Genomic DNA, 23,366 nt, shown 5'->3' with positions numbered 1-23,366 from the left:
TCTATGATCGGTCGAATGTACCAAGCACGACGCCCCTCCCGCAGCGAATTCCGGCCGGTTCGCGGCCTGTCCTATCACCTGCGCGTCTGGGGTGAACCCGACCCCCACACCCCGCCGCTGGTGCTGGTGCACGGCTGGATGGACGTGGGCGCATCGTGGCAGTTCATGGTGGATGCGCTGTCGCAGGACCGCTGGATCGTGGCCCCCGACTGGCGCGGTTTCGGACTGACGCGGCGCGACGGCCCGCCGGTGGACAGCTACTGGTTCCCCGACTACCTGGGCGATCTGGATGCCCTGCTCGATGACCTGTCGCCGCAGCAGCCGGTGGACCTGGTGGGCCACAGCATGGGTGGCAACGTGGCCACCATCTATGCCGGGGTGCGACCGGCCCGGGTGCGCCGCCTGGTCAACCTGGAGGGCTTCGGCATGCCCGCCACCCGGGCCGCGCAGGCGCCGGGACGCTACGCCCAGTGGCTCGACGAGATCCGCGACTGCCGCCAGGGCAGCAAGGGCCTGCAGACCTACGACGATGTGCACGGCGTGGCCCGCCGTCTCATGAAGACCAACCCGCGCCTGCCGGCCGACAAGGCCGAATGGCTGGCCCGCCACTGGGCCGCACCGGACGCGCAAGGCCGCTGGACCATCCTGGGTGACGCCGCCCACAAGGTGGTGAGTGCCTACCTGTACCGGGCCGACGAGGCGGTGGCGGTGTACGAACGCATCACGGCGCCCACCCTGTCGGTGACCGCCAACGACGACAGCCTGGCCCTGTGGTGGAAAGACCGCTACACCCTGGCCGACTACCGCGAACGCATCCGCCACATCCCGCAGCTGCAGGAGACCGAGCTGCCCGACTGCGGGCACATGCTGCACCACGATCAGCCGGCCGAACTGGCGCGGCGGGTGGAGGCTTTTCTGGCAGACGTCTGAGGCGGGCTGAAACACCTGGTTGCCGCTTGCCGGCGGACGCACACAAAAGCCTTAAGTCTGGGCAGGCACACTCGCGCGATGCCCTCCATCCAACGCACCCTCTCCTCCCTGGTGGCCCTGGCGGCCCTGGCCGCCGCTCCGCTGGCCCACGCCGGCGCGTCCGACACCCTGTGCCCGGGCCTCGGCGATGACGCCGAACCCACCCGCCCGAAGTACGAGCTGTTCTATTCCCCCTACACCCACCACTGGACCTACTCGCCCGAGCACCGCACGGTCCATGCGCTGAGCCTGAGCCGCCGGCTGGAGAACGGCCGCTTCTGCGGCTTCAGCCTGTTCAACAACTCCTTCGGTCAGCCTTCGGCCTATGTGTTCGTGGGCAAGGAATGGGAGGGCCTGCTGTCCTCGGTGCCACAGCTCAGCCTGGGCGTGAGCGCCGGCATCATCTATGGCTATGTGGGCCGCTACAAGGACAAGGTGCCCCTGAACGTGGGGGGCTTTGCGCCGGTGGTCATCCCCTCGGCCAGCTGGCGCCTGACCGACCGGGCCGCGCTGCAGGTGCAGCTGCTGGGCACGGCGGCCATCATGGTGGGCGGCACCTGGCGGTTCTGACCCGCTGCGTGGGGCGGCGGGGGCGTGAGAAAATCTCGCCTTTACCCAGAACACCGCAGGAAGAACGCCATGGAAGCCGAACGCAGCAACGCCATCCGAAGCCAGCTCGAAGACCTGACCGCACGGGTCGTCGAACTCCGGAGGTATCTTTGACTACGATGCCAAGGCCCTGAAACTCTCCGAGGTCTCCAGCGCGCTGGAAGACCCGACCGTCTGGGACAACCCCAAACGCGCCCAGGAACTGGGCAAGGAAAAGAAGTCGCTCGAAGACGTGGTGGTCGTGCTCGACCGCCTCACGCGTGAGCTGGCCGACAACCTCGAGCTGTTCGAGATGTCGGCCGCCGACGGCGACGACGCCGGCCTGGAAACCATCGAGGCCGAATCCGCGAACCTCAAGGCCGATGTCGAGAAGCTCGAATTCCGCCGGATGTTCAACAACCCGGCCGATCCGCTGAACTGCTTCGTCGACATCCAGGCCGGTGCCGGCGGCACCGAGGCCTGCGACTGGGCCAGCATGCTGCTGCGCCAGTACCTGAAGTACGCCGAACGCAAGGGCTTCAAGGCCACGGTGGAGGACGAGACCGCGGGCGACACCGCCGGCATCAAGAGCGCCACCATCAAGATCGAGGGCGAGTACGCCTTCGGCCTGCTGCGCACCGAGACCGGCGTGCACCGCCTGGTGCGCAAGAGCCCGTTCGACAGCTCGGGCGGTCGCCACACCAGCTTCGCCTCGCTGTTCGTCTACCCCGAGATCGACGACTCGATCGAAATCAACATCAACCCGGCCGACGTGCGCGTGGACACCTTCCGCGCCAGCGGAGCCGGTGGTCAGCACATCAACAAGACCGACTCGGCGGTGCGCCTGACCCACATCCCCACCGGCATCGTGGTGCAGTGCCAGGACGGCCGCAGCCAGCACAGCAACCGCGACGTCGCCTGGCAGCGCCTGCGTTCGCGCCTGTACGACTTCGAGATGCGCAAGCGCATGGAAGAACAGCAGAAGCTGGAAGACACCAAGACCGATGTGGGCTGGGGTCACCAGATCCGCTCCTATGTGCTCGACCAGAGCCGCATCAAGGACCTGCGTACCAACGTCGAGATCTCCAACACCCAGAAGGTGCTGGACGGCGATCTCGATCCCTTCATCGAAGCCTCCCTCAAGCAAGGGGTTTGAACATGATGTCCCTCCGTGAAGGCCCCAGCACCCTGGTGCGCCGCGAAGACTACGCCCCCCCGGCGTACTGGATCGACACCGTCGAACTCAGCTTCGACCTCGACCCGGTCAAGACCCGCGTGCTCAACCGCATGCGCCTGCGCCGCAACACCGCCGTGGCCGCCCAGCCGCTGCGGCTGGACGGTGAAGACCTCAACCTGGCCCGCGTGCTGGTCAATGGCGCCGGCTGCTCCTTCCGCATGGACGGTGGCCAGCTGGTGCTGGACAACCTGCCGGAGGGCGAGGCGCCCTTCGACCTGGAAATCTTCACCACCTGCGCGCCCGAGAAGAACACCCAGCTCATGGGCCTGTACGTGAGCCAGGGCACCTTCTTCACCCAGTGCGAGGCCGAGGGCTTCCGCCGCATCACCTACTTCCTGGACCGGCCGGACGTGATGGCCAGCTACACCGTGACGCTGCGCGCCGACAAGGCCCGTTACCCGGTGCTGCTGTCCAACGGCAACCTGGTCGACAGCGGCGAGCTGGACGATGGCCGTCACTTCGCCAAGTGGGTCGACCCGCACCGCAAGCCCTGCTACCTGTTCGCCCTGGTGGCCGGCAACCTGGTGGCGCGCGAGCAGCGCATCGTCTCGCGCAGCGGCACCGAACACCTGCTGCAGGTCTTCGTGCGCCCCGGCGACATGGACAAGACCGAACACGCCATGAATTCGCTCATGGCCAGCGTGGCCTGGGACGAGGCCCGTTTCGGCCTGCCGCTCGATCTGGAACGCTTCATGATCGTGGCCACGGCCGACTTCAACATGGGCGCCATGGAGAACAAGGGCCTGAACATCTTCAACACGAAGTACGTTCTGGCCAACAGCGCCACCGCCACCGACACCGACTTTGCGAACATCGAATCGGTGGTGGGCCACGAGTACTTCCACAACTGGACCGGCAACCGCGTGACCTGCCGCGACTGGTTCCAGCTCTCCCTCAAGGAAGGCCTGACCGTCTTCCGCGACCAGGAATTCAGCATGGACCTGTGCGCCGATCCGTCGGCGCGCGCGGTCAAGCGCATCGAGGACGTGCGCGTGCTGCGCACCGCCCAGTTCCCCGAGGACGCCGGCCCCATGGCCCACCCGGTGCGGCCCGACCAGTACGTGGAGATCAACAATTTCTACACGGTCACGGTCTACGAGAAGGGCGCCGAGGTCGTGCGCATGATGCAGACCCTCGTGGGACGCGATGGCTTTGCCAAGGGCATGAAGCTCTACTTCGAGCGCCACGACGGCCAGGCCGTCACCTGCGACGACTTCGCCCAGGCGATTGCCGACGCCAACCCCGACAGCACCCTGGCCCGCCTGCTGCCCCAGTTCAAGCGCTGGTACAGCCAGGCCGGCACGCCGCGCGTGAAGGTGCGCAGCGAGTGGAACGCCGCCGAGGGCAGCTACACCCTGCACTTCGCGCAGTCCTGCCCGCCCACGCCGGGCGCGGCGCTCAAGCAGCCCTTCGTCATTCCGGTGGCCGTGGGCCTGCTGGACGCCGACGGCCGCGACCTGCCGCTGACCGCCGAGCAGCGCCTGTTCGTGCTGACCGAGGCCGAGCAGAGCCTGCGCATCGACGGTCTGGCGGCCGAGCCGGTACCCTCGCTGCTGCGCGGCTTCTCGGCCCCGGTGGTGCTGGAACACGACTACACCGACGCGCAGCTGCTGGCCCTGCTGGCCCACGACAGCGACCCGTTCAACCGCTGGGAAGCGGGTCAGCGCCTGGTGCTGCGCCGCGCACTCGCGGCCATCGGCACGCCCGGCCCGGTCAATCCCATGCCGCTGGACCGCGCCGTCATCGACGCCCTGCGCGCCGTGCTGCGCCACGACAGCCTGGACGCCGCCTTCAAGGAACTGGTGCTCACCTTCCCGAGCGAGACCTACATGTCCGAGCAGCTCGATGTGGTCGACCCGCAGCGGGTGCACGCGGTGCGTGAGGCCATGCGCCAGCAACTGGCCACCGCCCTGTACGACGACTGGGTCTGGGCGCTCGACGCCCACAACGACAACGGGGGTTACCGCCCCGACCCGCGCAGCGCCGGCCGCCGCGCCCTGTGCGGCCTGGCCCTGACCATGCTGTGCCTGAGCGCCCGCGCCAGTGGCGACACCGTGTGGCCCGGCAAGACCTACCAGCGCTTCAAGGACGCCGGCAACATGACCGACCGCTTCAATGCGCTCTCGGCCCTGGTGATCAGCGACAGCCCGCTGGCGGCCGACGCCCTCACCCGCTTCCACACCCTGTTCCGCCACGAAGCCCTGGTGCTGGACAAGTGGTTCGCGCTGCAGGCCGGTGCGCCCGACCGGGGCGGCAACATCCTGCCGGCGGTGCGCCAGCTGCTCAACCACCCGGACTTCTCGCTGCGCAACCCCAACCGGGCCCGCAGCGTGATCTTCAGCTACTGCAGCGCCAACCCCGGCGCATTCCACCGCATGGATGCCGCCGGCTACGTGTTCTGGAGCGACCGAGTCATCGAGATCGACCGCTTCAACCCGCAGGTGGCCGCCCGCCTGGCACGCGCCCTGGACCGCTGGAAGAAGCTGGCCGAGCCCTACCGCAGCGCCGCCCGCGAGGCCATTGCCCGCGTGGCCGCGCAGACCGAACTCAGCAACGATGTGCGCGAGGTGGTCACCCGCGCGCTGGCCGACTGAAAGCCCACCCCATGAGCAAGAAGATTTCCCTCACCCGCTACCTGGTCGAACAGCAACGCGTCGACGGCAAGATCCCCGCCGAGCTGCGCCTGCTGCTTGAAGTGGTGGCCCGCGCCTGCAAGACCATCAGCCAGGCCGTCAACAAGGGCGACCTGGGCGGCGTGCTCGGCTCGGCCGACTCCGAGAACGTGCAGGGCGAAGTGCAGAAGCAGCTCGACATCATCGCCAACGAGGTGCTGATCGAGGCCAACGAATGGGGCGGCCATCTGGCTGCCATGGCCAGCGAAGAGATGGAGGGCATCTACCTGGTGCCCAACCGCTACCCGCAGGGCGAGTACCTGCTGCTGTTCGACCCGCTCGATGGCTCCAGCAACATCGACGTGAACGTGAGCATCGGCACCATCTTCAGCGTGCTGAAAAAGCCCGACGGCACCAGCGGCGTGAGCGAGCAGGACTTCCTGCAGCCCGGCGCCCAGCAGGTGGCGGCCGGCTACTGCGTGTACGGCCCGCAGACCACCCTGGTGCTGACCGTGGGCGACGGCGTGGCCATGTTCACCCTGGACCGCGAGCAGGGCTCGTTCGTGCTCACCCGCGAGAACGTGCAGATCCCGCCCGACACCAAGGAATTCGCCATCAACATGAGCAACATGCGCCACTGGGACGCCCCGGTGAAGCGGTATGTGGACGAATGCCTGGCCGGCAAGGAAGGCCCGCGCGGCAAGGACTTCAACATGCGCTGGATCGCCAGCATGGTGGCCGACGTGCACCGCATCCTCACCCGTGGCGGCATCTTCATGTACCCCTGGGACAAGCGCGAACCCGAGAAGGCCGGCAAGCTGCGCCTGATGTACGAGGCCAACCCCATGGGCTGGCTGGTGGAACAGGCTGGCGGCGCCGCCACCAACGGCCGCCAGCGCATCCTGGACATCGTGCCGACCAAGCTGCACGAACGCGTGAGCGTGATCCTGGGTTCGCGCAACGAGGTCGAGCGGGTCACCGGCTACCACCTGGAGCGCTGAGCCTGCCCGGGCAGGGTGGCTGGCTATAATCTCGGGCTGTGCCGGAATAGCTCAGTCGGTAGAGCAGCTCATTCGTAATGAGAAGGTCGGGGGTTCGATTCCTCTTTCCGGCACCAAGTAAATCAATGACTTAGCCCAGCTTAACCCGCTGGGCTTTTTTCATGGGCTCGGACTTGTCATCGGTCCTGCGTATGCTGGGTGCGTCCGCATCCGTCGCACCCACCGCCTTGCCCATGCCCGCCACCGCCCTGCTTCGAGCCGCCTTCATCGGCTTTGGCCTGCTGGCCCTGGTGGGCCCGTGGGCGGCCGCTGCGGCGCAGGCCGGGCCGCCCGCCGGCATTGCGGCGTACGCTTGCCGCGAGGGTTCGGCCCTGCACCTGCTGGCCTTCGATCCGGCGCCCGGCCGACAGGCCTGGGGTCATCTCGGGGGACAGGCCGAGGCCGGAGAAACCCCGGCCCGCACCGCGCTGCGGGAGTTCCACGAAGAGTCCAACTGCGCCTTCGGCGATCTGTCGGGCGTGCAGGCCGATCTGGTGGGGCCCTCGGTGGCGCCCGGGCGCTCGGGCTTTCACACCTATGGGCTGAGGCTGCCCTTCGTGCCGGCGGCGCAGATCGCTCAGCCGCGGCGCTGCGCCGATGTGGAGCGCAACCAGTGGGTCTGGGTGGACCACGACGAACTGCAGCAGGCGCTGGACTCGCCACAGGTGGTGCTGAAGACCGCCGACGGCGAGCCTTCGCAGGTCGTGTTGTGGAATGCGGCGCGCCTGGCCCTGCTGCAGGCCCGGCGGGACGGGGTTCTGCCGGTCCGGGACCCCTGCCGCTGATGCGGCCAAGGCAGCTGGCGGCCGTATTTCCCCAGTAACCCGACGCCCGCACGGGGCACCGGCTTGCCCTAGCATCCGCCCCGCATGAATGCCCGCCACCCCACCACCGATGACACGCTGACCGTGCTGTACGACGGCGGCTGCCCGCTGTGCCGGCGCGAGATCGCCCATGTGCAGGGACTGGCGCAGCGGCAGGGCGATGCCGCCCTGTGCTTCGTGGACATCAGCCAGACCACCGACCCCGCACTGCAGGCCGAACAGCAGCGCCTGCTGGCGCGCTTTCATGTGCAGCGGGCAGACGGTTCGCGCCTGGACGGCGCCGCCGCCTTCGCCGCCATGTGGGCACGACTGCCCGGCTGGCGCTGGCTGGCCCGCCTCTCGCGCCTGCCCGGCATGCTGTGGCTGATGGAGCGGTCGTACAACGGCTTTCTGCGGGTGCGGCCGACGCTGCAATCGCTGGCGCGGCGGATAGAGCCGCCGGCCGAGGTCAACGGACCGGGCTGGTCGCCGCACCTGGTGCGCGAGCTGCGCTCCGACCATGCGGGCGAGACCGGTGCGGTGGAAATTTATCGGGGCATCGCCGCCGTGGCCCGCTGGCGTGGCGATGCCGAACTGCTGGCATTCGCCGAGCGCCACGGCGCCACCGAATCCGAACATCTGCGGCTCATCGAAGGCTGGTTGCCCCCGACGCAACGCAGCCGTCTGCTGGGCCCCTGGCGGCTGGCCGGCTGGCTCACCGGCGCCCTGCCGGCGCTGGCGGGGCGGCGCGCGGTTTACGGGACGATTGCGGCGGTGGAAACCTTCGTCGACCACCACTACCAGCAGCAGATCGACCACATCCGCCAGCACGGTGGCCCGGACGGGCTGCTGCCCTTGCTGCTTCAATGCCAGGCCGACGAATGCCACCACCGCGACGAGGCCGCTGCACTGGCAGGTACAGCCCCCTGGCCGCTGCGCCTGTGGTGCCGCATCGTGGGCAGCGGATCGGCCGCTGCCGTGGTGCTGGCCCGCCGCATCTGACCCCCAACCCCGCCCACCATGCTCGACATCGCTGCTGTCCTGGTCGTTGCGCTGCTGTTTGGCGGCATGACGCTCTATTCCTTCGGCTTCGCCGCCTTCCTGTTCACCGCCCTGCCCATGCCGCAGGCGCGGTCCACCATCCGCGCAGCCTTCCCGCACTTCTACCTGTTCGTGCTGGGCACCGCGGCGATCGGGGCGGCCTTGTGCGTGGGCACCGACCGTTTCTCTGCCGTGCTGCTGGCCACCATCGCCATCACCGTGGTGCCCACCCGCCAGCTGCTCATGCCGGCCATCAACGTCGCCACCGATGCCGGCGAGAAAAAGCGCTTCGCATGGCTGCACGGCGCATCGGTGTTGATCACCCTGGCGCACATCGGTCTGGCCGGCTGGGTGCTGGCACGCTTCGCCATCGGTCCAGCGTAGGACCATCCACCGCCACGCGAACCCCCAGCGAACCCGACCCCTGCCGCACCGGCGTCTTGCGCAGCCCGATCTCCAGGGCCAGCACATCCGGGTATGCCGCACACGCCTGCACGATGCGGGTCATGAGGCGCTCCTGCGTCTCGTAGTGGCCGTCGCGGGCCAGCCGGTCGATCTCCACCACCAGCGGGTCGTAGTCGAAGACCCGGTCCATGCCGTCGGCATCGATGAGCACCTGCTCCGGGCGGATCACCAGCGTGAGGTCCAGCCAGTGGTGATCGGGCACCGTGTCGTCCGGGCCGTAAGTGCCGATGTCGGCTTCGATGCGCAGGTCGCGCAGCTCGATGGTGCTGTGCGTGTTCATGCGAGATGGCGGGCGCCAACCAATGTGTCAGACATATGAAAAGAAGCCGGGGGCATGAAGGGTGTCGTAAATCAGTGAATACCCCGTCTATTTTTTCCTCAACGACAAAATGTCCCGCGTGATTGGGGAAAATACCCTCCGTCCCCCTGCACGGTGCAGGAGACGAAGGCCTAGCGGCCTTGACCTCATTCCACACGGAGTCACATCCTCATGAAAAAGAGCCTGATTGCTCTGGCCGTTCTGGCCGCTTCCGGCGCCGCCATGGCGCAATCTTCCGTCACCGTTTACGGCCGTCTGGACGCATCGGTGGGTTCTGCCAAGGTGGGCGCCCCCGGCGCTGCCCTGACCAGCAACACCCAGATGTTCGCCAACAACCTGACCACCAGCCGCATCGGCTTCCGTGGTACCGAAGACCTGGGCGGTGGCCTGAGCGCCCTGTTCATCATCGAGACCGGCTTCGCTCCCGATGCACCGGCCGCCACCACCCTGGGTGACCGCGCTGCCGTGGTCGGCCTGTCCGGTGGCTTCGGCACCATCAAGCTGGGCCGTCACGACACCTCGTTCGACGACATCCGCGATCTGTCGGTGAGCAGCAACCTGTGGGACTCCACCCACCTGGCCTCCACCGAAACCATCGTGGGCGCCGGTGCCAACGGTGCCGTTCCCGCATCGCTGGGCGTCGGCCAGCTGGCCGACTACGGTGACCGCGCCAACAACCAGATCCGCTACGAGTCGCCCTCGTTCAGCGGCTTCACCTTCGGCGCCAGCTACGGTTTCGGCGAAGCCACCAAGCCCGCCAAGAGCGACGTGACCGCCTTCAACGTGCGCTACAAGGCCGGCGCCCTGGATGTCGGCTACGGCTACCAGGAAAACAAGAACATCAGCGCCGCGCTGGTGGACACCACCCTCGAGTACAACACCCTGGCCGCCGCCTACAACTTCGGCTCCTTCCGCGTCTCTGGCGGCTGGAACCAGGCCAAGAACCAGACCCAACGCAAGTCCAACACCTACAGCATCGGTGTGAACGTTCCGGTCAACGCGCTTGATTTCTCCCTGGGCTACAGCACCGCCAAGGCCAAGCAGGCAGGCGCCACCTTCGAAAAGGGTGATGCCTTCTCCGCCGGCGTGACCTACTCGCTGTCCAAGCGCACCCGCCTGTACGCAGCTCTGACCAACGGCGACATCGAGAACGCCGCTGGCGTGAAAGTGCGTCAGCGCGACATCTACGCCGTGGGCGTGACCCACACCTTCTGATCCTGACGGACCGGAACCCCGGTTCTTCAAGGCTCGTTGAAGCCCTCCGGCCGCAAGGCCGGGGGGCTTTTTTCATGGCCGCCGGGCAGGTGGGATTCCGGCATCGCACCGGAGTGTTGCGTCGATACCAAAAATGCACTGTACCCACCACGGTACCGCCGTTGAGGGGTTTCGATACTGCGCCAGCCGCGCGGCAAGGTGCCTGCGGTGCATGCATGCCGACCGGCATGACACAACCTCTGGAGTAACCCGGTAATGAACAGCAAGCAACTGATTGCAGTGGCCGCCATGGCCCTGTCGGGCGCCGCGATGGCGCAATCCTCGGTCACGGTCTATGGCCGCCTGGACGCTTCCATCGGCTCGGCCAAGGTCGGCAACATCACCAACGGTGCCGGCCCGGCCAACGTGACCCAGATGTTCTCGAACAACATCACCACCAGCCGCCTGGGCTTCCGTGGCACCGAAGATCTGGGTGGTGGCTTGAGTGCGCTGTTCATCATCGAGACCGGTTTCAGCCCTGATGCGCCCGGACAAACCGTTCTGGGTGACCGCGCTGCTGTCGTGGGTCTGTCCGGTGGCTTCGGCACTATCAAGCTCGGTCGTCACGATACGTCGTTCGACGACATCCGCGACTTGATGGTCAGCAGCAACCTGTGGGATTCAGGCAACTTGGCGTCTACCGAGACCGTTCTGAGCACCGGCGCCACTACCACAAATGGCGTCGGCGGCCTGCGTGACTACGGCGACCGTGCGAACAACCAGGTCCGATACGAATCGCCCTCGTTCAGCGGTCTGACCTTTGGCGTGAGCTACGGATTCGACGAAGAGGCGTCGCCCGTCAAGAAGGACGTGGTGGCCTACAACCTTCGCTACAAGGCAGGCAATCTTGATGTAGGTGTAGCCTATCAGGAAAACAGCCAGGCCGGGTTCAATGCCACCACCCCGGCCAACAGCTACCTGATCACCGACGACCTCAAGTACACCACCGTTGCTGCCGCGTACAACTTCGGCTTGTTCCGTGTCTCGGGCGGCTGGAACCAGGCCAAGGAGGTCAATGTTGCAACCCCGGTCAAAGCCAACACCTACACGGTGGGCGTGAACGTGCCGGTGGAAGCATGGGACTTCTCGGTCGGGTACAGCACCGCCAAAGCCAAACGCGCGGGTGCAGCCTTCGAAAAAGGCAGCGCCTTCTCTGTGGGCGCCACCTACTCGCTGTCCAAGCGCACCCGCGCCTATGCAGCGCTCACCAATGGCGACATCAAGGACGCAGCCGGCACCAAGATTCGCCAGCGCGACATCTACGCCCTGGGCCTGATCCACACCTTCTGACGCAGGCTTGAGGCGACCCGCCACCTGCGGGCGATTCGAGGCAAAGCCCGCCAGCCCACAAGGCCGGCGGGCTTTTTCATGCCAGCCCCGGGTTGCCCTTCATGCCGTCGATGCGGGGGCTGTTGATACGCACGCCCTTGACCACTTTCTTCTCGCGCAGGTAGCCGGCCACCACGTCCCAGATGGGTTCGCCCTGGGCGCCTTCCTGCACCGACGCCCAGCCGGCCACCTTGTACTTCTTGCCGGCCTCGATGGGCTTGCCCTTGAGCATCATGTTGTGGATGCGCTGGCCCATGGGCGCGGTGGGCTTGATGGTGTAGGTCATGCCGCCCACACGCACCATGTCGCCGCCCTGCTGGTAGTAGGGGTCGGGGTTGAAGATGTTGTCGGCCACGTCTTCCATGATGGTCTTGATCTGCTCGCCGCTGAACTCGTTGAGCGTGGTGGCCGGATAGGTCAGCGCCATCTGGTCCATCATGCGCTCGTAGGTGATGACGTCACCCGGCAGCAGCGACGTGCCCCAGCGCACGCCGGGCGAGAACGCGATCTCGGCGCCCTTGTTCTGCATGAGCGCGTCGCAGATGACCTGGTCCCAGGAGCCATTGAAGTTGCCGCGGCGGTAGAGCAGGTCTTCGGTGACGGCCAGCTTCTCGTCCAGCCGGGCCTTGTAGGGCGCACGCACACCGTCGATGTACGCCTGCATGGCCGCATCGGCCGGCAAGAGGTTGCTGAACACCGGCAAGAGCCGGTACTGGAAGCCCTGCACCTGGCCGCCGCGCACATCGAAGTCGAGCACGCCCAGGAACTTGCTGTTGGAGCCGGCGTTGGTGACCAGGGTCTGGCCACCGCCGTTGCGCACCACCACCGGGGCGGGCATGCCGTCGTGGGTGTGGCCACCCAGGATGGCGTCCACACCGCGCACGCGCGAGGCCATCTTGATGTCCACGTCCATGCCGTTGTGCGACAGCACGACCACCACCTTGGCACCCTCGGCGCGGGCCTGGTCGACCATCTTCTGCATGTGCTCGTCCTGGATGCCGAAGGTCCAGTCGGGCACCATGTAGCGCGGGTTGGCGATGGGCGTGTAGGGGAAGGCCTGGCCGATGACTGCCACCTTCACGCCATTCATCTCGCGCAAGGCGTAGGGCTTGAAGACGATGTCCTCGAAGTCGGTGGTCTTGATGTTCTGGGCCAGGAATTCCATGTGGCCCTTGAGATCCTTCTCGACGATCTCCTGCACCCGCCTGGCACCGAAGGTGTGCTCCCAGTGCGAGGTCATCATGTTCACGCCCAGCAGCTTGCAGGCGTCCACCATGTCCTGGGCATTGGTCCACAGCGAGGTGGCCGAACCCTGCCAGGTGTCGCCACCGTCCAGCAGTAGCGCATGCGGGCGGCTGGCACGCATATGCTTGACCAGCGTGGCCAGGTGCGCAAAGCCCCCCACCTTGCCGTAGGTGCGCGCCGCCTGGGTGAAGTCGAGGTAGCTGAAGGCGTGGGCGCTGGCGGTGCCCGGGCGGATGTTGAAGTGCTTGAGCAACTTCTCGCCCACCAGGTGCGGAGGACGGCCCACGGCGTCGGCCACGCCCAGGTTCACGCTCGGCTCGCGGAAATGGATGGGCGTGAGCTGGGCGTGGCAGTCGGTGAAGTGCAGGAAGCTGACGTTGCCGAAGGCCGGCACCTCGTACAGCTTCTCGCCGGCACCCGGCGCAGCGGCCAGCACGTCGCGATGGTCCAGGGCCATGCCGGTGGCACTGGCCACGGCCAGCATCTGCAGGAATTCACGGCGGCTCAAGCTCATGGGGTGGCCTTCTCAATCATCGATCACTGATATTTGCAGCAGAAAAAATCCCCGGGGGCGTTTGCCCACCGGGGATGGCGTGTCACTTGTTGACCGGGGACGCCGGGTCCAGCAGAAGGGCCATCACATGGCGCAGCTGGGTTTCGGTCAGGATGCCCTTGTGGCCCACGCGCGGCATCTGCGAGCAGGCGTTGTAGGCACGGGCATTCCACAGCTTGCCCCAGGTGTACTCCAGCATGGGCCTGGCGGCCGGGCTGTTCGGGTCGGTGACGCCGCGCAGCTTGCCGTACTGGTACAGGCTGGGCCCCAGGGTGCCGAAGGAGATTTCTTCCTTGCTGATCTGGTGGCAGTTGTAGCAGTTGCCTCCGTTGGCGTCTCCGGCCTTGTCGGTCCAGGTGAGGCCACGGCCGCTCTGGGCGATGGCCTCGCCCTGCTTCCAGTCGCCCAGGAACTTGCCGTCCGACGGCCACTTCACCGTCTTCATGTTGGCGTCTTCGATGGCCTTGGCCAGCTTCTCGTCCAGTGGCTTGCCTTCGATGTCGGCGGTGGCACAGGCGGCGTTGGCCTGGTCCTGGTCGAGGCGGTCCAGGGTGGCGATGCCGCGCGCCTGGAAGGACTGCTGCAGCATGGTGGCGGAGGCTTTCTCGACCTCGGCCGACGACGGGGAAAAGCTGCAGGCCGCCAGCAGCGTCATGCCGGCCAGCGATGCGGCGGTGAGAAGGGTTCGGTTGAACATCATGGGTTGTTTCCCTTCAGCGCTTGATGGCAGGCACGATGGACTCGGCCGACTTCGCATTCACGCCCATGTAGACCGACAGGGCCAGGGTGGCGTCGCTGCCGAACTTGGGCTCGGGCCAGCGCATCTGGCGGAAGCAGTCGTTCAGGCGCAGCTGCATGCCCCACATCTGCGAGTTGGACACGCGGTAGGCCGGCCAGGCGGCAAAGCCGATGCCGTCGCCCGGGTTCTTCGTAAGGTTGGGCAGGTCCTGCAGCCGGATGCGCTTGTCGTCGGCGCCGTGGCACGAAGCACACGAGAAGTCGTGCGTGCCGCCCCGCGTGAAGAACAGGCGCTTGCCGGTTTCGTACATCAGCTTTTCCTGCGCGTGGCTTTGCGGCAGGTTGAACTTCATGCCGCGCGAAGCGGTGGCCACATAAGTGGCCAGCGCGGTGACATTGGCCATCTCGCCACGGCCGAACGGGGTGCGCATGATCTCCTCGGCCTTGAAACCCTGCAGGGTTTCCATGCAGGTGATCAGGCGGGTCTCCAGGTCCTGCACACGGCCGGTGTCCTTGAAGTAACGCGGCAGCTCCACGAAGGCGCCAGCGATCACGCCCGGGCCCTTGCCCAGATCGCACTGCTCCAGCGACGCGTTCTTCGGACCCCGCTTCTGCTTCCAGAGCTCCTCGCCCTTCATCTCGAACAGCTCGGCGGGGTTGCCGTCCTGCAGCATCTCGCGGTACTTGGCGATGCCCTCGGCCGTGGACGACTGGGCCTGGACAGTGCCGGCCGCCAGAACGCCAAACAGCGCCCATGCAGCGCGTTGAAGGTTCAGTTTCATGGTTTGCCTCCTCCTTGTTGTCGGCGCCAGAGAGGCTGGCGTCGTGTGTCTCGATCCAGGGTCACCGTGGATCTGGCTCTGCCAGTCCACCGGTGACGCCCCCCTGGGGGGGTCGCGCGCAGCGCGGCGGGGGGGTCAGCTGATCACTGCTTCGTCGGTGCGCGTGTCGCCCTTGTTGTCGGTCCACTTGACCACGACCTTGTCGCCCTTGGCACCGCCCTTGAACTTGAAGGACAGGAAGGGGTTCTGGGCCACGGCGCCGCTGAACTGGGCCTGCAGCACCACCTTGCCGTTGTGGGTGGCCTGCACGTCCTTGATGTGGTGTGCCGGAATGGTGGCACCGCTGGCGTCCTTGCGGGTGCCGGTCTCCATGATGTGGGACATCAGCACGCGGACAGTGGTTTCGTCGCCGGCCACAGCGGCACGGATGCGCATCGGATCTGCCATGGGAATCTCCTGGGAATGTTCGGTGAAAGGTTCGGACTCGGAAGGCGGTGGATCAGCCGCCGCAGCCGCCGAGGGTGACCTTGGTTTCCTTGGTGGCCGAGTACAGCTTGCCGTCGGCCTTGACCACGGCGATCACGTTGGAGCTCTGGCCCATCTTGATGCGGGTCTGCACGTCGGCATTGGTGCCGGCGGGAATGGTGAAGGCCGCTGCCAGGGGCGAGGGGTTCTTCTCCACGATGATCATGATGTCGGTGGTGTTGGGCAGCTTGCTGACCGCGCCCACCGGCACCACGGCACCGTTCTCGGCGATGTCGGGGGCCACCACCGTGACCTGGTCGCTGCTGGCCGGCGTGCCGCCGATGGCCTTGAGGGCGTCACCGAGGTTCTTGGCTTCGAAGCCGGCAGCGCTGACGGCGGCCTGGGCCTGGCTCTGGGTAATGAGGCCCAGGGACACGAGGGTGGCAAAAGCGCCCGTGGACTGGAGGGCGACGCGGCGTGAGCGGTTCATGGGAGGCTCCTGTGGGAAAAAAGCGAAGGGCGAGTGTAGCGACGCGGTGGGCGGGTGGCGACTGTGGAAATTACGGGCGCACGGCGGGTGGGGACATGGACCTCAGCGCGCCCCGGCAGCGATCCAGCGGGCCAGGGCCTGCGCATCGGTGTCGGAGAGCTGGGGTTGCGCCGGCATGGGGACCGAGCCGAACACGCCGGAGCCGCCCGACTGGATCTTGCCGGCCAGGTACGTCTGGGCATCGGCACGGCCCTTGTAGCGCGCCGCAATCTCGTTGAAGCCCGGGCCCACCAGCTTGCTGGTCATGCCGTGGCAGGCGGTGCACGAGTTCTTCGACAGCAGCCCTTTCACATCAGGGCCGGTGGCGGCAGCAGCGGCCACCACCACGGGTGCAGCAGCGGCACCCTTGGGCAGGCTGGCCGGCGGCGGCTTCGTGGTGTCGGCGCCGCGCACCGGGCCGATGCCACGGTTCTGTTCAAGAATGTTGCCGTGGGCATCGCGGGCAAAGTCGGGCAGGAAGGAGCGAACGGTGGCCTCGGTGGGACAGTCCTTCATGCAGGCCACGTTCTTCACGTCGCCCTGACCGTTCACTTTCCAGAGCGGCTCGTAAAACACCATGCCGTTGCGGTTGGGCATGCGCTGCTGCACCTCGGCGATGTTCTTGTCACTCAGCGTGAAGTCGGCCGGCACCACCTCGGCCAGATTCAGGATGTAGGCCACCACGCCATACACCTCGTCGGTCTTGAGCGACTTGGGCGCGTTCCAGGGCATGGCGCGGTTGATGTAGTCCCACAGGGTGGACACGGTGGCCACCTTCATCATGGTGGTTTTCTGGGGGAAGGTGCTGCCCTCCTCCAGGTTTTTGACCCGGCCGCGGGCGATGTCGGCCTTGGTGGTGCCGCCGACGATGGGGGTGAACACCTCGTTCGATTCGCCGAAGACGCCATGGCAGGAAGCGCACTGGCTCTCCCACACCCGCTCGCCCAGCGACACGCTGCCGGCACCGGCCGGCAGACCCTTGAAGTCCGGGCGGACATCGATGTCCCAGGCCTTGATCTCGGCCTGGGTGGCCGGGCGACCCAGTTCATGCCAGGGTTGGGCCTGCGCGAATGCAGGAAGGCCGGCAGAGGATGCAACGAGTGCGATGGCAGCAAGGACGGGGCGGATCATCAGAACACCTGCACGTTGGAGACTTCGCCGTTCTCGGCCACCCGCCACGACTGGATCGCGTTCTGGTGGTAGACCGAGCGGGTGCCGCGCACCGCACGAAGCTGGTTGATCTTGGGCTGCACATAGCCGGTGCTGTCGATGGCGCGGCTCTGGAGGATGGCGGGCTTGCCGTCCCACACCCAGTCGATGTTGAAGCGCGTCAGCGCCTTGGGCAGGATGGGGCCTTCGAGCCGGGCGGTGCGCCAGTTGCGGCCGCCGTCCACGCTGACGTCCACCCGCTTGATGGCGCCCCGGCCCGACCAGGCCAGGCCGGTGACGTTGTAGTAGCCCTTGTCCAGCAGGGTCTGGCTGCCCGAGGGCGTGGTGATGACGCTCTTGCACTCCTGGATGCCGGTGTACTGGCGGTGGGTGCCGTCGGGCATGTGGTCGATGTAATGGATGGCCTCGTCCTTGGTGGCCCATTTCTGGTCGCCCACTTCCAGCCGGCGCAGGTACTTCACCCAGCTCACGCCCTGGATGCCCGGCACCACCAGGCGCAGCGGGTAGCCGTTCTCGGGTCGCAGCATCTCGCCGTTCATGGCCCAGGCCACGATGCAGTCGTCCATGGCGCGTTCGATGTCGATGGTGCGGGTCATGGACGAGCCATCGGCACCTTCGGCCAGCACGTAGCGCGCGATCTTCTTGTCGTAGCCGCACATCTCCAGCAGCGTGGACAGCAGCACGCCGGTGAACTCCGAGCAGCTCAGCATGCCGTGGGTGTACTGCACCGAGGGCAGTGCCACGTTGCCCCACTCGGGTGCCGAGTTGGCGCCGCATTCGATGAAATGGATGCGCGAGACACTGGGCAGGCGCATCAGGTCGTCCATGGTGAACACGCGCTCGCGCTTGACCATGCCATGCACCATGAGGCGGTGCTTCGAGGGATCGATGTCCCACCAGCCCTGGTGGTGGCGCTCGAAGTGCAGGCCGTTGGGCGTGATGATGCCGAACAGGCCTTGCAGCGGCGTGAAGCTCACCGAGGCCTGGTTGACCCGGGTCAGGCCCGGGCTCTGGCGGCGCTGCAGGTTCGATTCCCACTTGCTCGGCTTGCCATAGCCATCGGTGGCCACGCCCTGGCCCAGGCCGGTGGTGTGTTCGGGCAACTTGAGGATGGCGTCCTCGCCTTCGGCGCGGGCCGGCCGTGCTGCACCGGCGGCCGCTACCGCGCCGGCGCCCATGGCCAGTGCCTTGCCCATGAAGGACCGGCGAGCCTTGCGCGCTTCTTCCATGCGCGCGGCATCCAGGTGGTTTTCCGGAGCCGGCAGGATGCGGCCGATCACATGGCGGAGGTCGTCGGACACGGGGGTCTTCCTTGAAGAGGCGCTGAGGAGCGGGGGCCTGTACGGACACGCCCGTCGATGAACATGAATATATGAGTGATTGCTAATATTTGTATGGGTACAAACCCTCATCTCCAATACCCGCCTTCACGTGCATGGCCTGCCCCGGCCGGCCTGGGGTGTCTGCTACATTTTCCGAGGACCTTCCCCAACGAGATGCTGGAGACCACGATGCACACCACGTTGAAATGGCTGGCTGCGAGCACGCTGCTGGCCGCTTCCCTGGGCGCCCAAGCCCAAGTCAATCAAGTCAAGGTGTGGGCTGCGGCCTGCGCCAACTGCCACGGCACCGACGGCCGCGCCCAACAGGGTGGCTTCAACCTGGCCGGCCAGAACAAGGACGAGATGCTGGCCAAGCTGCTGGCCTACAAGAGCGGCCAGCGGCCCGCGACCATCATGCACCAGCTGACCAAGGGCTATACCGACGAGCAGCTGGCCCAGATCTCGGCCTACTTCGCCGCACAGAAACCCTGAGGAGCACCACCATGAAACGCCGTCAATTCGTCCAGACGCTGGGTGCCGGTTCCGCCGTGGCGGGCCTGGGTCTGCTGGGAGGCTGCGCCAGCACCGGTGGCAGCAGCGCCAAGGTGGTGGTCATCGGTGGCGGCTATGCCGGCGCCACCGCCGCCAAGTACGTGCGCATGTTCTCCGACTACCAGATCGACGTGACGCTGGTCGAGCCCAACGCCATGTTCGTGTCCTGCCCCATCTCCAACCTGGTGGTGGGCGGTCACAAGACCATGGCCGACATCACCACCCCGTACGACAACCTGAGCAAGCGCCACGGCGTGCGCCTGGTGCGCGACCGGGTGGACAGCATCGACGCCACCAAGCGCACCGTCAAGCTGGCCGGCGGCGCCGAGCTGCCCTACGACCGCCTGATCGTCTCGCCCGGCATCGACTTCCTCAATGACATCCCGGGCCTGAACAAGCCCGGCGCCCAGGACAAGGTGCTGCATGCCTGGAAGGCCGGCCCGCAGACCGCCGCCCTGCGCGCCCAGCTCGAAGCCATGCCCGACGGTGGCGTGTACGCCATGTCGATCCCCCTGGCCCCGTACCGTTGCCCGCCCGGCCCTTACGAGCGCGCCTGCATGGTGGCCAGCTACTTCAAGCAGGCCAAGCCGCGCAGCAAGGTGGTGATCTTCGACGCCAACGACGACATCACCTCCAAGAAGGGCCTGTTCATGAAGGCCTGGGACGAGCACTACAAGGGCATGATCGACTACCGCCCCAAGCACAAGGTGGTCGATGTGGACGTGGCCACCAACACCCTGAAGTTCGAGTTCAACGACGACTTCAAGGCTGCCGTGCTCAACGTCATCCCGAACCAGAGCGCCGGCAGCATCGCGGTGAAGACCGGTCTGGCCACCGCCAACAACCGCTGGTGCGAGGTGGACTTCCTGACCTTCGAATCCAAGGCCCAGAAGAACATCCACGTGCTGGGCGACGCCATCCAGGTGGCACCGCTCATGCCCAAGTCGGGCCACATGGCCAACCAGCATGGCAAGACCTGTGCGGCCGCCGTGGTGTCGCTGCTGCAGGGCAAGGAGCCGCCGGCCCTGCCGATCTATGCCAACACCTGCTACAGCTTCGTCACCGCCACCGACGTGGTGCACGTGGCCAGCGTGCACCGCTACGACGCCGAGAAGAAGACCATGCTGACCGTGCCCGGCTCGGGCGGCCTGTCGGCATCGGCCAGCGCCCTGGAAGGCCAGTACGCCATGGCCTGGGCGCGCAACATCTGGGCCGACACCCTGGCATGAAAGCCCCCTGGCAGCTCAGACCTGGTCTGAGTTGCCAGGGGCCAGCGGCGTCAACTGCTTGAAGAAGGGCGACGCCACCGACTGAGGGGTGCGGGCGTTCCAGTACCCCACCCACCGGTTGTAGTTCTGCCGGTTCAGTTGGGCCAGGGTCTGGCCGGCCCACCGCACGTCTGCAACCGACGAATCGTCATCCACCCCCAAGACAAAACGGGTCAGCTCGCTCGGAATGTTGCCGAGGGGGGAAGCGGAGTGGCGAACCATTTCGTTCGCGATGGACTCCGGAATGCTCTTGGCGAGGATCAGCCGCTTCCAGTCTTTATCCGCCTCGGGGTCAAAACTTGCCCATGAATCCAACCCATGGAAAACCAGGGAGGACAGGCGCGGGTGGGCGTCAATGGCAACGAGCAGATCGGAACGCACATCGTGAGCACTTGGCGCGCCCTGCTCCCCAGAGGAGCGGGCGAGTTCGTAATCGGAAATGTCCAGGACCAGGCGCTGCAAGCCGTCAATACGGTTCAACACCCCAGTGATGGCCTCGACTGGCGCACTGTCCCTTTCCCACTCGTCACAGCCCAGCTTGACGTGCAGCGAATGTATCGGCGCCGACTCCGAGAGTTCTTCCAGCATCGCTGTCTGGATCGATATGTCGACCTCGTCATCCGAGATCCATTCATCCGAGAATCCCGGTCTGCCCCTGTCTCCCGTTGAGGTCATGTGAAGATTGAAGGGCTCTGTTCGGGAGTTCAGGGCATCGCCCAGCATCCGACAGAAGTCCCGATAGCCTTCAATCTTCCCCAACTTCACTGTCACACAACCCGGGATACGGGCGACGAATTCGAAGAAGGTTTTCAGACCGTCATCCCAGGAGTGCAGTGTCTGCTCGCATGGATCCCAGGTAAGCCAGTCCGCCAGAACAATGGTGGCAATTGGGGGCGGGTTCTCTACCCATCTCCGCCACTGGGTCGACCCCACGAGGAAGCGGAGGTCATCAGACATCATGGACTTGATGACCAGCGTCTGCAGGTCCTTCAGGCCATCCAGCGCGTCGATGACCGTCGACAGGCAGTCGCCAGGGATCATCAATTTCTCCAGGTGAGGTGAACTCTTGATCAAGCTAGCCAATTCGCTATCACCCAGACACTTCAGACCACTGCAGTCCAGAACCTGCAGACCCCTTCGGTCCCACCATTGCCTATGGTCAGCCCCGTATGCCAGTTCGGCCCAGGCCTCCTGATTCAGATCGCATCCTCGGAAACCCAACTCTCGCAAACCAGGGTGGGCCATCAAGTAATTCAAACCCAACTCTCGCAAACCGAGGAGACACGGAAAAGGATGTTCATCGCAGTCCTCCGGCTTATGGCGTGGCCACTCGAGTTGAATCACGCAGTCAAGAAAAAGAATGGCCGGCAAGGCCACTCCCTCCGGAAGACATCTGCAAAAGGCCAACACCTCCTCGGTGTGGAGTTGGAGTTGGAGTTGGAGTTGACCCGGTTCTGTGGACACATCATTCTTTGTGTTCAAGGAGCCGCAAATGTCCAAGGTCAGACCGCCGTACCCGGCGGAGTTCAGACAGCAGATGGTCGAGCTGGTGCGTGCCGGGCGCACGCCGGCCGAACTCTCGCGCGAGTTCAACGTCACCGCGCAGTCCATCACCAACTGGGTCGGCCAGGCCGCCATCGACAGTGGCAAGCCGTTGCCCGGCAAGGAAGGCTTGAGCACGGCTGAGCGCGAGGAGCTCAGCCGGCTGCGCCGCCAGGTTCGCCAACTGCAGCAAGAGCGCGACATCCTGGCAAAGGCTACGGCCTGGTTTGCCGGTCGCAGCGATGCGACTTCGACGAAGTCTTCGGACTCGTGATGGCGAACCAGGCCGACTTCCCCGTGCGCACCATGTGCCGTGTCCTGGGCGTCTCTGCCAGCGGCTTCTATGCCTGGCGCGAGCGCGCTCCTTCCCAACGCAGCATCACCAACGCGGTGATGACCGAGCGCATCCGCCAGATTCACAAGGACTCCTACGAGTCCTACGGCATGCCGCGTGTGCGCGCCGAGCTCATCGAGCAAGGCGTTTGCATCAGCCGCCAGCGCGTGGCGCGTCTCATGCGAACAGCGGGCATCCGGGGCATCAGCCGCCGCCGGGGCTTCACCGTGACCACGCGGCGAGACAAACGTGACTCGCCGGCTCACGACCTGGTCAAGCGCCAGTTCCGGGCCAGTGGCCCCAATCAGCTCTGGGTAGCCGACATGACCTACGTGCCCACCTGGACAGGGTTCCTGTACCTGGCGGTGGTCATCGATGTGTGGAGCCGGCGTGTGGTGGGTTGGTCCATGGGCGAGCGCATGACGGCCGAGCTGGTGCTCTCGGCACTCAACATGGCGCTGACCCAGCGCAAGCCGCAAGCCGTCATCCATCACAGCGACCAAGGCAGCCAGTACACCAGCCTGGCCTTCGGCGAGCGCTGCCGTCAGATGGGCGTTCGCCCTTCGATGGGCACCGTGGGCGATGCCTACGACAACGCGATGGCCGAGAGCTTCTTCGCCAGCCTGGAGGCTGAGCTCATTGAGCGCCACAGCTTCGAGTCCAAGGCGCAGGCCCGCATGGCCGTCTTCACCTGGATTGAGGGTTGGTACAACCCCAGGCGCCGCCACAGCGGCCTTGGCTACCTCTCACCCCTGAACTTTGAAAGGAGCCAGCAGACCCGATTCAATGCGCCCGAGCATGACCCACAGCATGCTGACGGGACACCTCAGATGGTTTGAGAATCAAACCAGAAACCGTCCACCGGACCGGGTCAACTCCACCTGGGTGAAGTACGCCTGCCTTGCAACTGGTGTCGCGACCGAAGTTGCAAGGTCTGTATGGGATGCATCCGTTCCGTTTGAATGATGGGGCGCCACCGAACCGGGGGGCACACCCGTTCGGCCAGAAGTTGAAAAACTGAACATGGTTGGGGAGAAGAAAAGTGGCCGCCCAAAACGCTGCCGCCTGCGTGCAGCGCACCCTGACAGTTCCACCCCTTCAGCCGATGCCTCGCCAGCCATGCCGGCAGAGCGCCCGCAGGGGCAGAACTGCCACTCGGTCACCATCCGCAGCCCAAGCGCTGCACCACCGGTCTGCCTTCAGGCAATG

22 protein-coding genes and 1 tRNA gene are annotated in these 23,366 nt (G+C 65.9%); 14 read left to right on the top strand and 9 right to left on the bottom strand.

Annotated features, from left to right (window positions below; translation table 11 throughout):
- Window positions 1–15 precede the first annotated feature (15 nt).
- From WD026_RS00465 to WD026_RS00425, 9 genes are all read left to right on the top strand, one after another.
- Window positions 16–930, top strand: a complete 915-nt coding sequence (locus WD026_RS00465; protein WP_425721651.1) for an alpha/beta fold hydrolase — start codon at window positions 16–18, stop codon at window positions 928–930.
- A 78-nt stretch (window positions 931–1,008) separates the two neighbouring features.
- Window positions 1,009–1,539, top strand: coding sequence for a hypothetical protein (locus tag WD026_RS00460; RefSeq protein ID WP_425721649.1), 531 nt, complete (start codon window positions 1,009–1,011; stop codon window positions 1,537–1,539).
- A 69-nt stretch (window positions 1,540–1,608) separates the two neighbouring features.
- Window positions 1,609–2,713 (top strand): peptide chain release factor 2 gene (gene prfB / locus WD026_RS00455; RefSeq protein ID WP_425721647.1). Its coding sequence is split into 2 segments (ribosomal slippage): window positions 1,609–1,689 and window positions 1,691–2,713, totalling 1,104 coding nucleotides; the frame shifts between segments, so codons are not numbered across the junction.
- Between the two features lie 2 nt (window positions 2,714–2,715).
- Window positions 2,716–5,388 (top strand): aminopeptidase N, encoded by a 2,673-nt coding sequence (pepN, locus tag WD026_RS00450; protein ID WP_425721645.1) that lies wholly within the window; start codon window positions 2,716–2,718, stop codon window positions 5,386–5,388.
- A gap of 11 nt (window positions 5,389–5,399) precedes the next feature.
- Window positions 5,400–6,407 carry a class 1 fructose-bisphosphatase gene (locus WD026_RS00445; protein WP_425721643.1) on the top strand — a complete coding sequence of 336 codons (1,008 nt, stop codon included), beginning with the start codon at window positions 5,400–5,402 and terminating at the stop codon, window positions 6,405–6,407.
- A 40-nt stretch (window positions 6,408–6,447) separates the two neighbouring features.
- Window positions 6,448–6,523, top strand: a tRNA-Thr gene (locus tag WD026_RS00440).
- Window positions 6,524–6,640: 117 nt separating this feature from the next.
- Window positions 6,641–7,231, top strand: a complete 591-nt coding sequence (locus WD026_RS00435; protein WP_425721641.1) for an NUDIX hydrolase — start codon at window positions 6,641–6,643, stop codon at window positions 7,229–7,231.
- Window positions 7,232–7,315: 84 nt separating this feature from the next.
- Window positions 7,316–8,251: a demethoxyubiquinone hydroxylase family protein gene (locus WD026_RS00430; protein WP_425721639.1), complete on the top strand. Its 936-nt coding sequence runs from the start codon at window positions 7,316–7,318 to the stop codon at window positions 8,249–8,251.
- 18 nt (window positions 8,252–8,269) lie between these two features.
- Window positions 8,270–8,674: a DUF4149 domain-containing protein gene (locus WD026_RS00425; protein ID WP_425721637.1), complete on the top strand. Its 405-nt coding sequence runs from the start codon at window positions 8,270–8,272 to the stop codon at window positions 8,672–8,674.
- On the opposite strand, the gene WD026_RS00420 is transcribed toward WD026_RS00425, so the two are convergent.
- The gene (locus WD026_RS00420; RefSeq protein ID WP_425721635.1) at window positions 8,610–9,035 is read right to left on the bottom strand and encodes a dihydroneopterin aldolase; all 426 of its coding nucleotides are present in this window, start codon (window positions 9,033–9,035) and stop codon (window positions 8,610–8,612) included. The two genes, WD026_RS00425 and WD026_RS00420, sit on opposite strands and share 65 nt — an antisense overlap.
- Before the next feature lie 210 nt (window positions 9,036–9,245).
- Here WD026_RS00420 and WD026_RS00415 point away from each other — a divergent pair, with 210 nt between their 5' ends.
- Window positions 9,246–10,289 carry a porin gene (locus tag WD026_RS00415; protein ID WP_425721633.1) on the top strand — a complete coding sequence of 348 codons (1,044 nt, stop codon included), beginning with the start codon at window positions 9,246–9,248 and terminating at the stop codon, window positions 10,287–10,289.
- A 255-nt stretch (window positions 10,290–10,544) separates the two neighbouring features.
- Complete coding sequence (locus WD026_RS00410) at window positions 10,545–11,618, top strand: porin (RefSeq protein ID WP_425721631.1); 1,074 nt, start codon at window positions 10,545–10,547, stop codon at window positions 11,616–11,618.
- A gap of 76 nt (window positions 11,619–11,694) precedes the next feature.
- Here WD026_RS00410 and soxB read toward each other — a convergent pair whose 3' ends face one another.
- From soxB to soxC, 7 genes are all read right to left on the bottom strand, one after another.
- A complete protein-coding gene (gene soxB / locus WD026_RS00405) occupies window positions 11,695–13,416 on the bottom strand; it encodes a thiosulfohydrolase SoxB (protein WP_425721629.1) in 1,722 nt (573 codons plus the stop codon).
- 82 nt (window positions 13,417–13,498) lie between these two features.
- Entirely contained in the window at window positions 13,499–14,110 is a 612-nt protein-coding gene (soxX, locus tag WD026_RS00400; protein WP_425723171.1) for a sulfur oxidation c-type cytochrome SoxX, read from the bottom strand.
- Window positions 14,111–14,168: 58 nt separating this feature from the next.
- Window positions 14,169–14,975 carry a sulfur oxidation c-type cytochrome SoxA gene (soxA, locus tag WD026_RS00395; protein WP_425721627.1) on the bottom strand — a complete coding sequence of 269 codons (807 nt, stop codon included), beginning with the start codon at window positions 14,973–14,975 and terminating at the stop codon, window positions 14,169–14,171.
- Between the two features lie 135 nt (window positions 14,976–15,110).
- Complete coding sequence (gene soxZ, locus WD026_RS00390; RefSeq protein WP_425721625.1) at window positions 15,111–15,422, bottom strand: thiosulfate oxidation carrier complex protein SoxZ; 312 nt, start codon at window positions 15,420–15,422, stop codon at window positions 15,111–15,113.
- A 52-nt stretch (window positions 15,423–15,474) separates the two neighbouring features.
- Window positions 15,475–15,930 (bottom strand): thiosulfate oxidation carrier protein SoxY, encoded by a 456-nt coding sequence (gene soxY / locus WD026_RS00385; protein ID WP_425721623.1) that lies wholly within the window; start codon window positions 15,928–15,930, stop codon window positions 15,475–15,477.
- 102 nt (window positions 15,931–16,032) lie between these two features.
- Complete coding sequence (locus WD026_RS00380) at window positions 16,033–17,100, bottom strand: c-type cytochrome (protein ID WP_425721621.1); 1,068 nt, start codon at window positions 17,098–17,100, stop codon at window positions 16,033–16,035.
- On the bottom strand, window positions 17,100–18,440 hold the full coding sequence (gene soxC / locus WD026_RS00375) for a sulfite dehydrogenase (RefSeq protein WP_425721619.1): 1,341 nt from the start codon (window positions 18,438–18,440) through the stop codon (window positions 17,100–17,102). The genes WD026_RS00380 and soxC overlap by 1 nt, the downstream gene beginning before the upstream one ends.
- A gap of 210 nt (window positions 18,441–18,650) precedes the next feature.
- On the opposite strand from soxC, the gene WD026_RS00370 reads away from it, so the two are divergent.
- Together WD026_RS00370 and WD026_RS00365 are read left to right on the top strand one after the other, a co-directional pair.
- Window positions 18,651–18,953, top strand: a complete 303-nt coding sequence (locus WD026_RS00370; RefSeq protein ID WP_425721617.1) for a c-type cytochrome — start codon at window positions 18,651–18,653, stop codon at window positions 18,951–18,953.
- An 11-nt stretch (window positions 18,954–18,964) separates the two neighbouring features.
- Entirely contained in the window at window positions 18,965–20,242 is a 1,278-nt protein-coding gene (locus WD026_RS00365; protein WP_425721615.1) for an FCSD flavin-binding domain-containing protein, read from the top strand.
- 15 nt (window positions 20,243–20,257) lie between these two features.
- Here WD026_RS00365 and WD026_RS00360 read toward each other — a convergent pair whose 3' ends face one another.
- Entirely contained in the window at window positions 20,258–21,322 is a 1,065-nt protein-coding gene (locus WD026_RS00360) for a hypothetical protein (protein ID WP_425721613.1), read from the bottom strand.
- A 451-nt stretch (window positions 21,323–21,773) separates the two neighbouring features.
- Here WD026_RS00360 and WD026_RS00355 point away from each other — a divergent pair.
- A protein-coding gene (locus WD026_RS00355; RefSeq protein ID WP_425721611.1) for an IS3 family transposase occupies window positions 21,774–22,996 on the top strand; the annotation gives its coding sequence in 2 pieces (ribosomal slippage) (window positions 21,774–22,041 and window positions 22,041–22,996; 1,224 coding nt in all).
- The last annotated feature ends 370 nt before the right edge of the window (window positions 22,997–23,366 follow it).

This window comes from Hydrogenophaga sp. R2 (assembly GCF_049843595.1).
Classification (GTDB): Bacteria; Pseudomonadota; Gammaproteobacteria; order Burkholderiales; family Burkholderiaceae_C; genus Hydrogenophaga.
This window is presented reverse-complemented; position numbering and strand designations above follow the sequence as displayed.

Bases quoted from the DNA above. Each gene is read 5' to 3' on its own strand.
- WD026_RS00415 (WP_425721633.1), top strand. From the start codon at position 9,246: ATGAAAAAGAGCCTGATTGCTCTGGCCGTTCTGGCCGCTTCCGGCGCC.
- soxY (WP_425721623.1), bottom strand. From the start codon at position 15,930: ATGAACCGCTCACGCCGCGTCGCCCTCCAGTCCACGGGCGCTTTTGCC.
- WD026_RS00425 (WP_425721637.1), top strand. From the start codon at position 8,270: ATGCTCGACATCGCTGCTGTCCTGGTCGTTGCGCTGCTGTTTGGCGGC.
- WD026_RS00365 (WP_425721615.1), top strand. From the start codon at position 18,965: ATGAAACGCCGTCAATTCGTCCAGACGCTGGGTGCCGGTTCCGCCGTG.
- soxA (WP_425721627.1), bottom strand. From the start codon at position 14,975: ATGAAACTGAACCTTCAACGCGCTGCATGGGCGCTGTTTGGCGTTCTG.
- soxZ (WP_425721625.1), bottom strand. From the start codon at position 15,422: ATGGCAGATCCGATGCGCATCCGTGCCGCTGTGGCCGGCGACGAAACC.
- WD026_RS00380 (WP_425721621.1), bottom strand. From the start codon at position 17,100: ATGATCCGCCCCGTCCTTGCTGCCATCGCACTCGTTGCATCCTCTGCC.
- WD026_RS00435 (WP_425721641.1), top strand. From the start codon at position 6,641: ATGCCCGCCACCGCCCTGCTTCGAGCCGCCTTCATCGGCTTTGGCCTG.
- WD026_RS00420 (WP_425721635.1), bottom strand. From the start codon at position 9,035: ATGAACACGCACAGCACCATCGAGCTGCGCGACCTGCGCATCGAAGCC.
- WD026_RS00370 (WP_425721617.1), top strand. From the start codon at position 18,651: ATGCACACCACGTTGAAATGGCTGGCTGCGAGCACGCTGCTGGCCGCT.
- WD026_RS00360 (WP_425721613.1), bottom strand. From the start codon at position 21,322: ATGATCCCTGGCGACTGCCTGTCGACGGTCATCGACGCGCTGGATGGC.
- WD026_RS00430 (WP_425721639.1), top strand. From the start codon at position 7,316: ATGAATGCCCGCCACCCCACCACCGATGACACGCTGACCGTGCTGTAC.
- WD026_RS00465 (WP_425721651.1), top strand. From the start codon at position 16: ATGTACCAAGCACGACGCCCCTCCCGCAGCGAATTCCGGCCGGTTCGC.
- WD026_RS00445 (WP_425721643.1), top strand. From the start codon at position 5,400: ATGAGCAAGAAGATTTCCCTCACCCGCTACCTGGTCGAACAGCAACGC.
- pepN (WP_425721645.1), top strand. From the start codon at position 2,716: ATGATGTCCCTCCGTGAAGGCCCCAGCACCCTGGTGCGCCGCGAAGAC.
- WD026_RS00460 (WP_425721649.1), top strand. From the start codon at position 1,009: ATGCCCTCCATCCAACGCACCCTCTCCTCCCTGGTGGCCCTGGCGGCC.
- soxB (WP_425721629.1), bottom strand. From the start codon at position 13,416: ATGAGCTTGAGCCGCCGTGAATTCCTGCAGATGCTGGCCGTGGCCAGT.
- WD026_RS00410 (WP_425721631.1), top strand. From the start codon at position 10,545: ATGAACAGCAAGCAACTGATTGCAGTGGCCGCCATGGCCCTGTCGGGC.
- soxX (WP_425723171.1), bottom strand. From the start codon at position 14,110: ATGACGCTGCTGGCGGCCTGCAGCTTTTCCCCGTCGTCGGCCGAGGTC.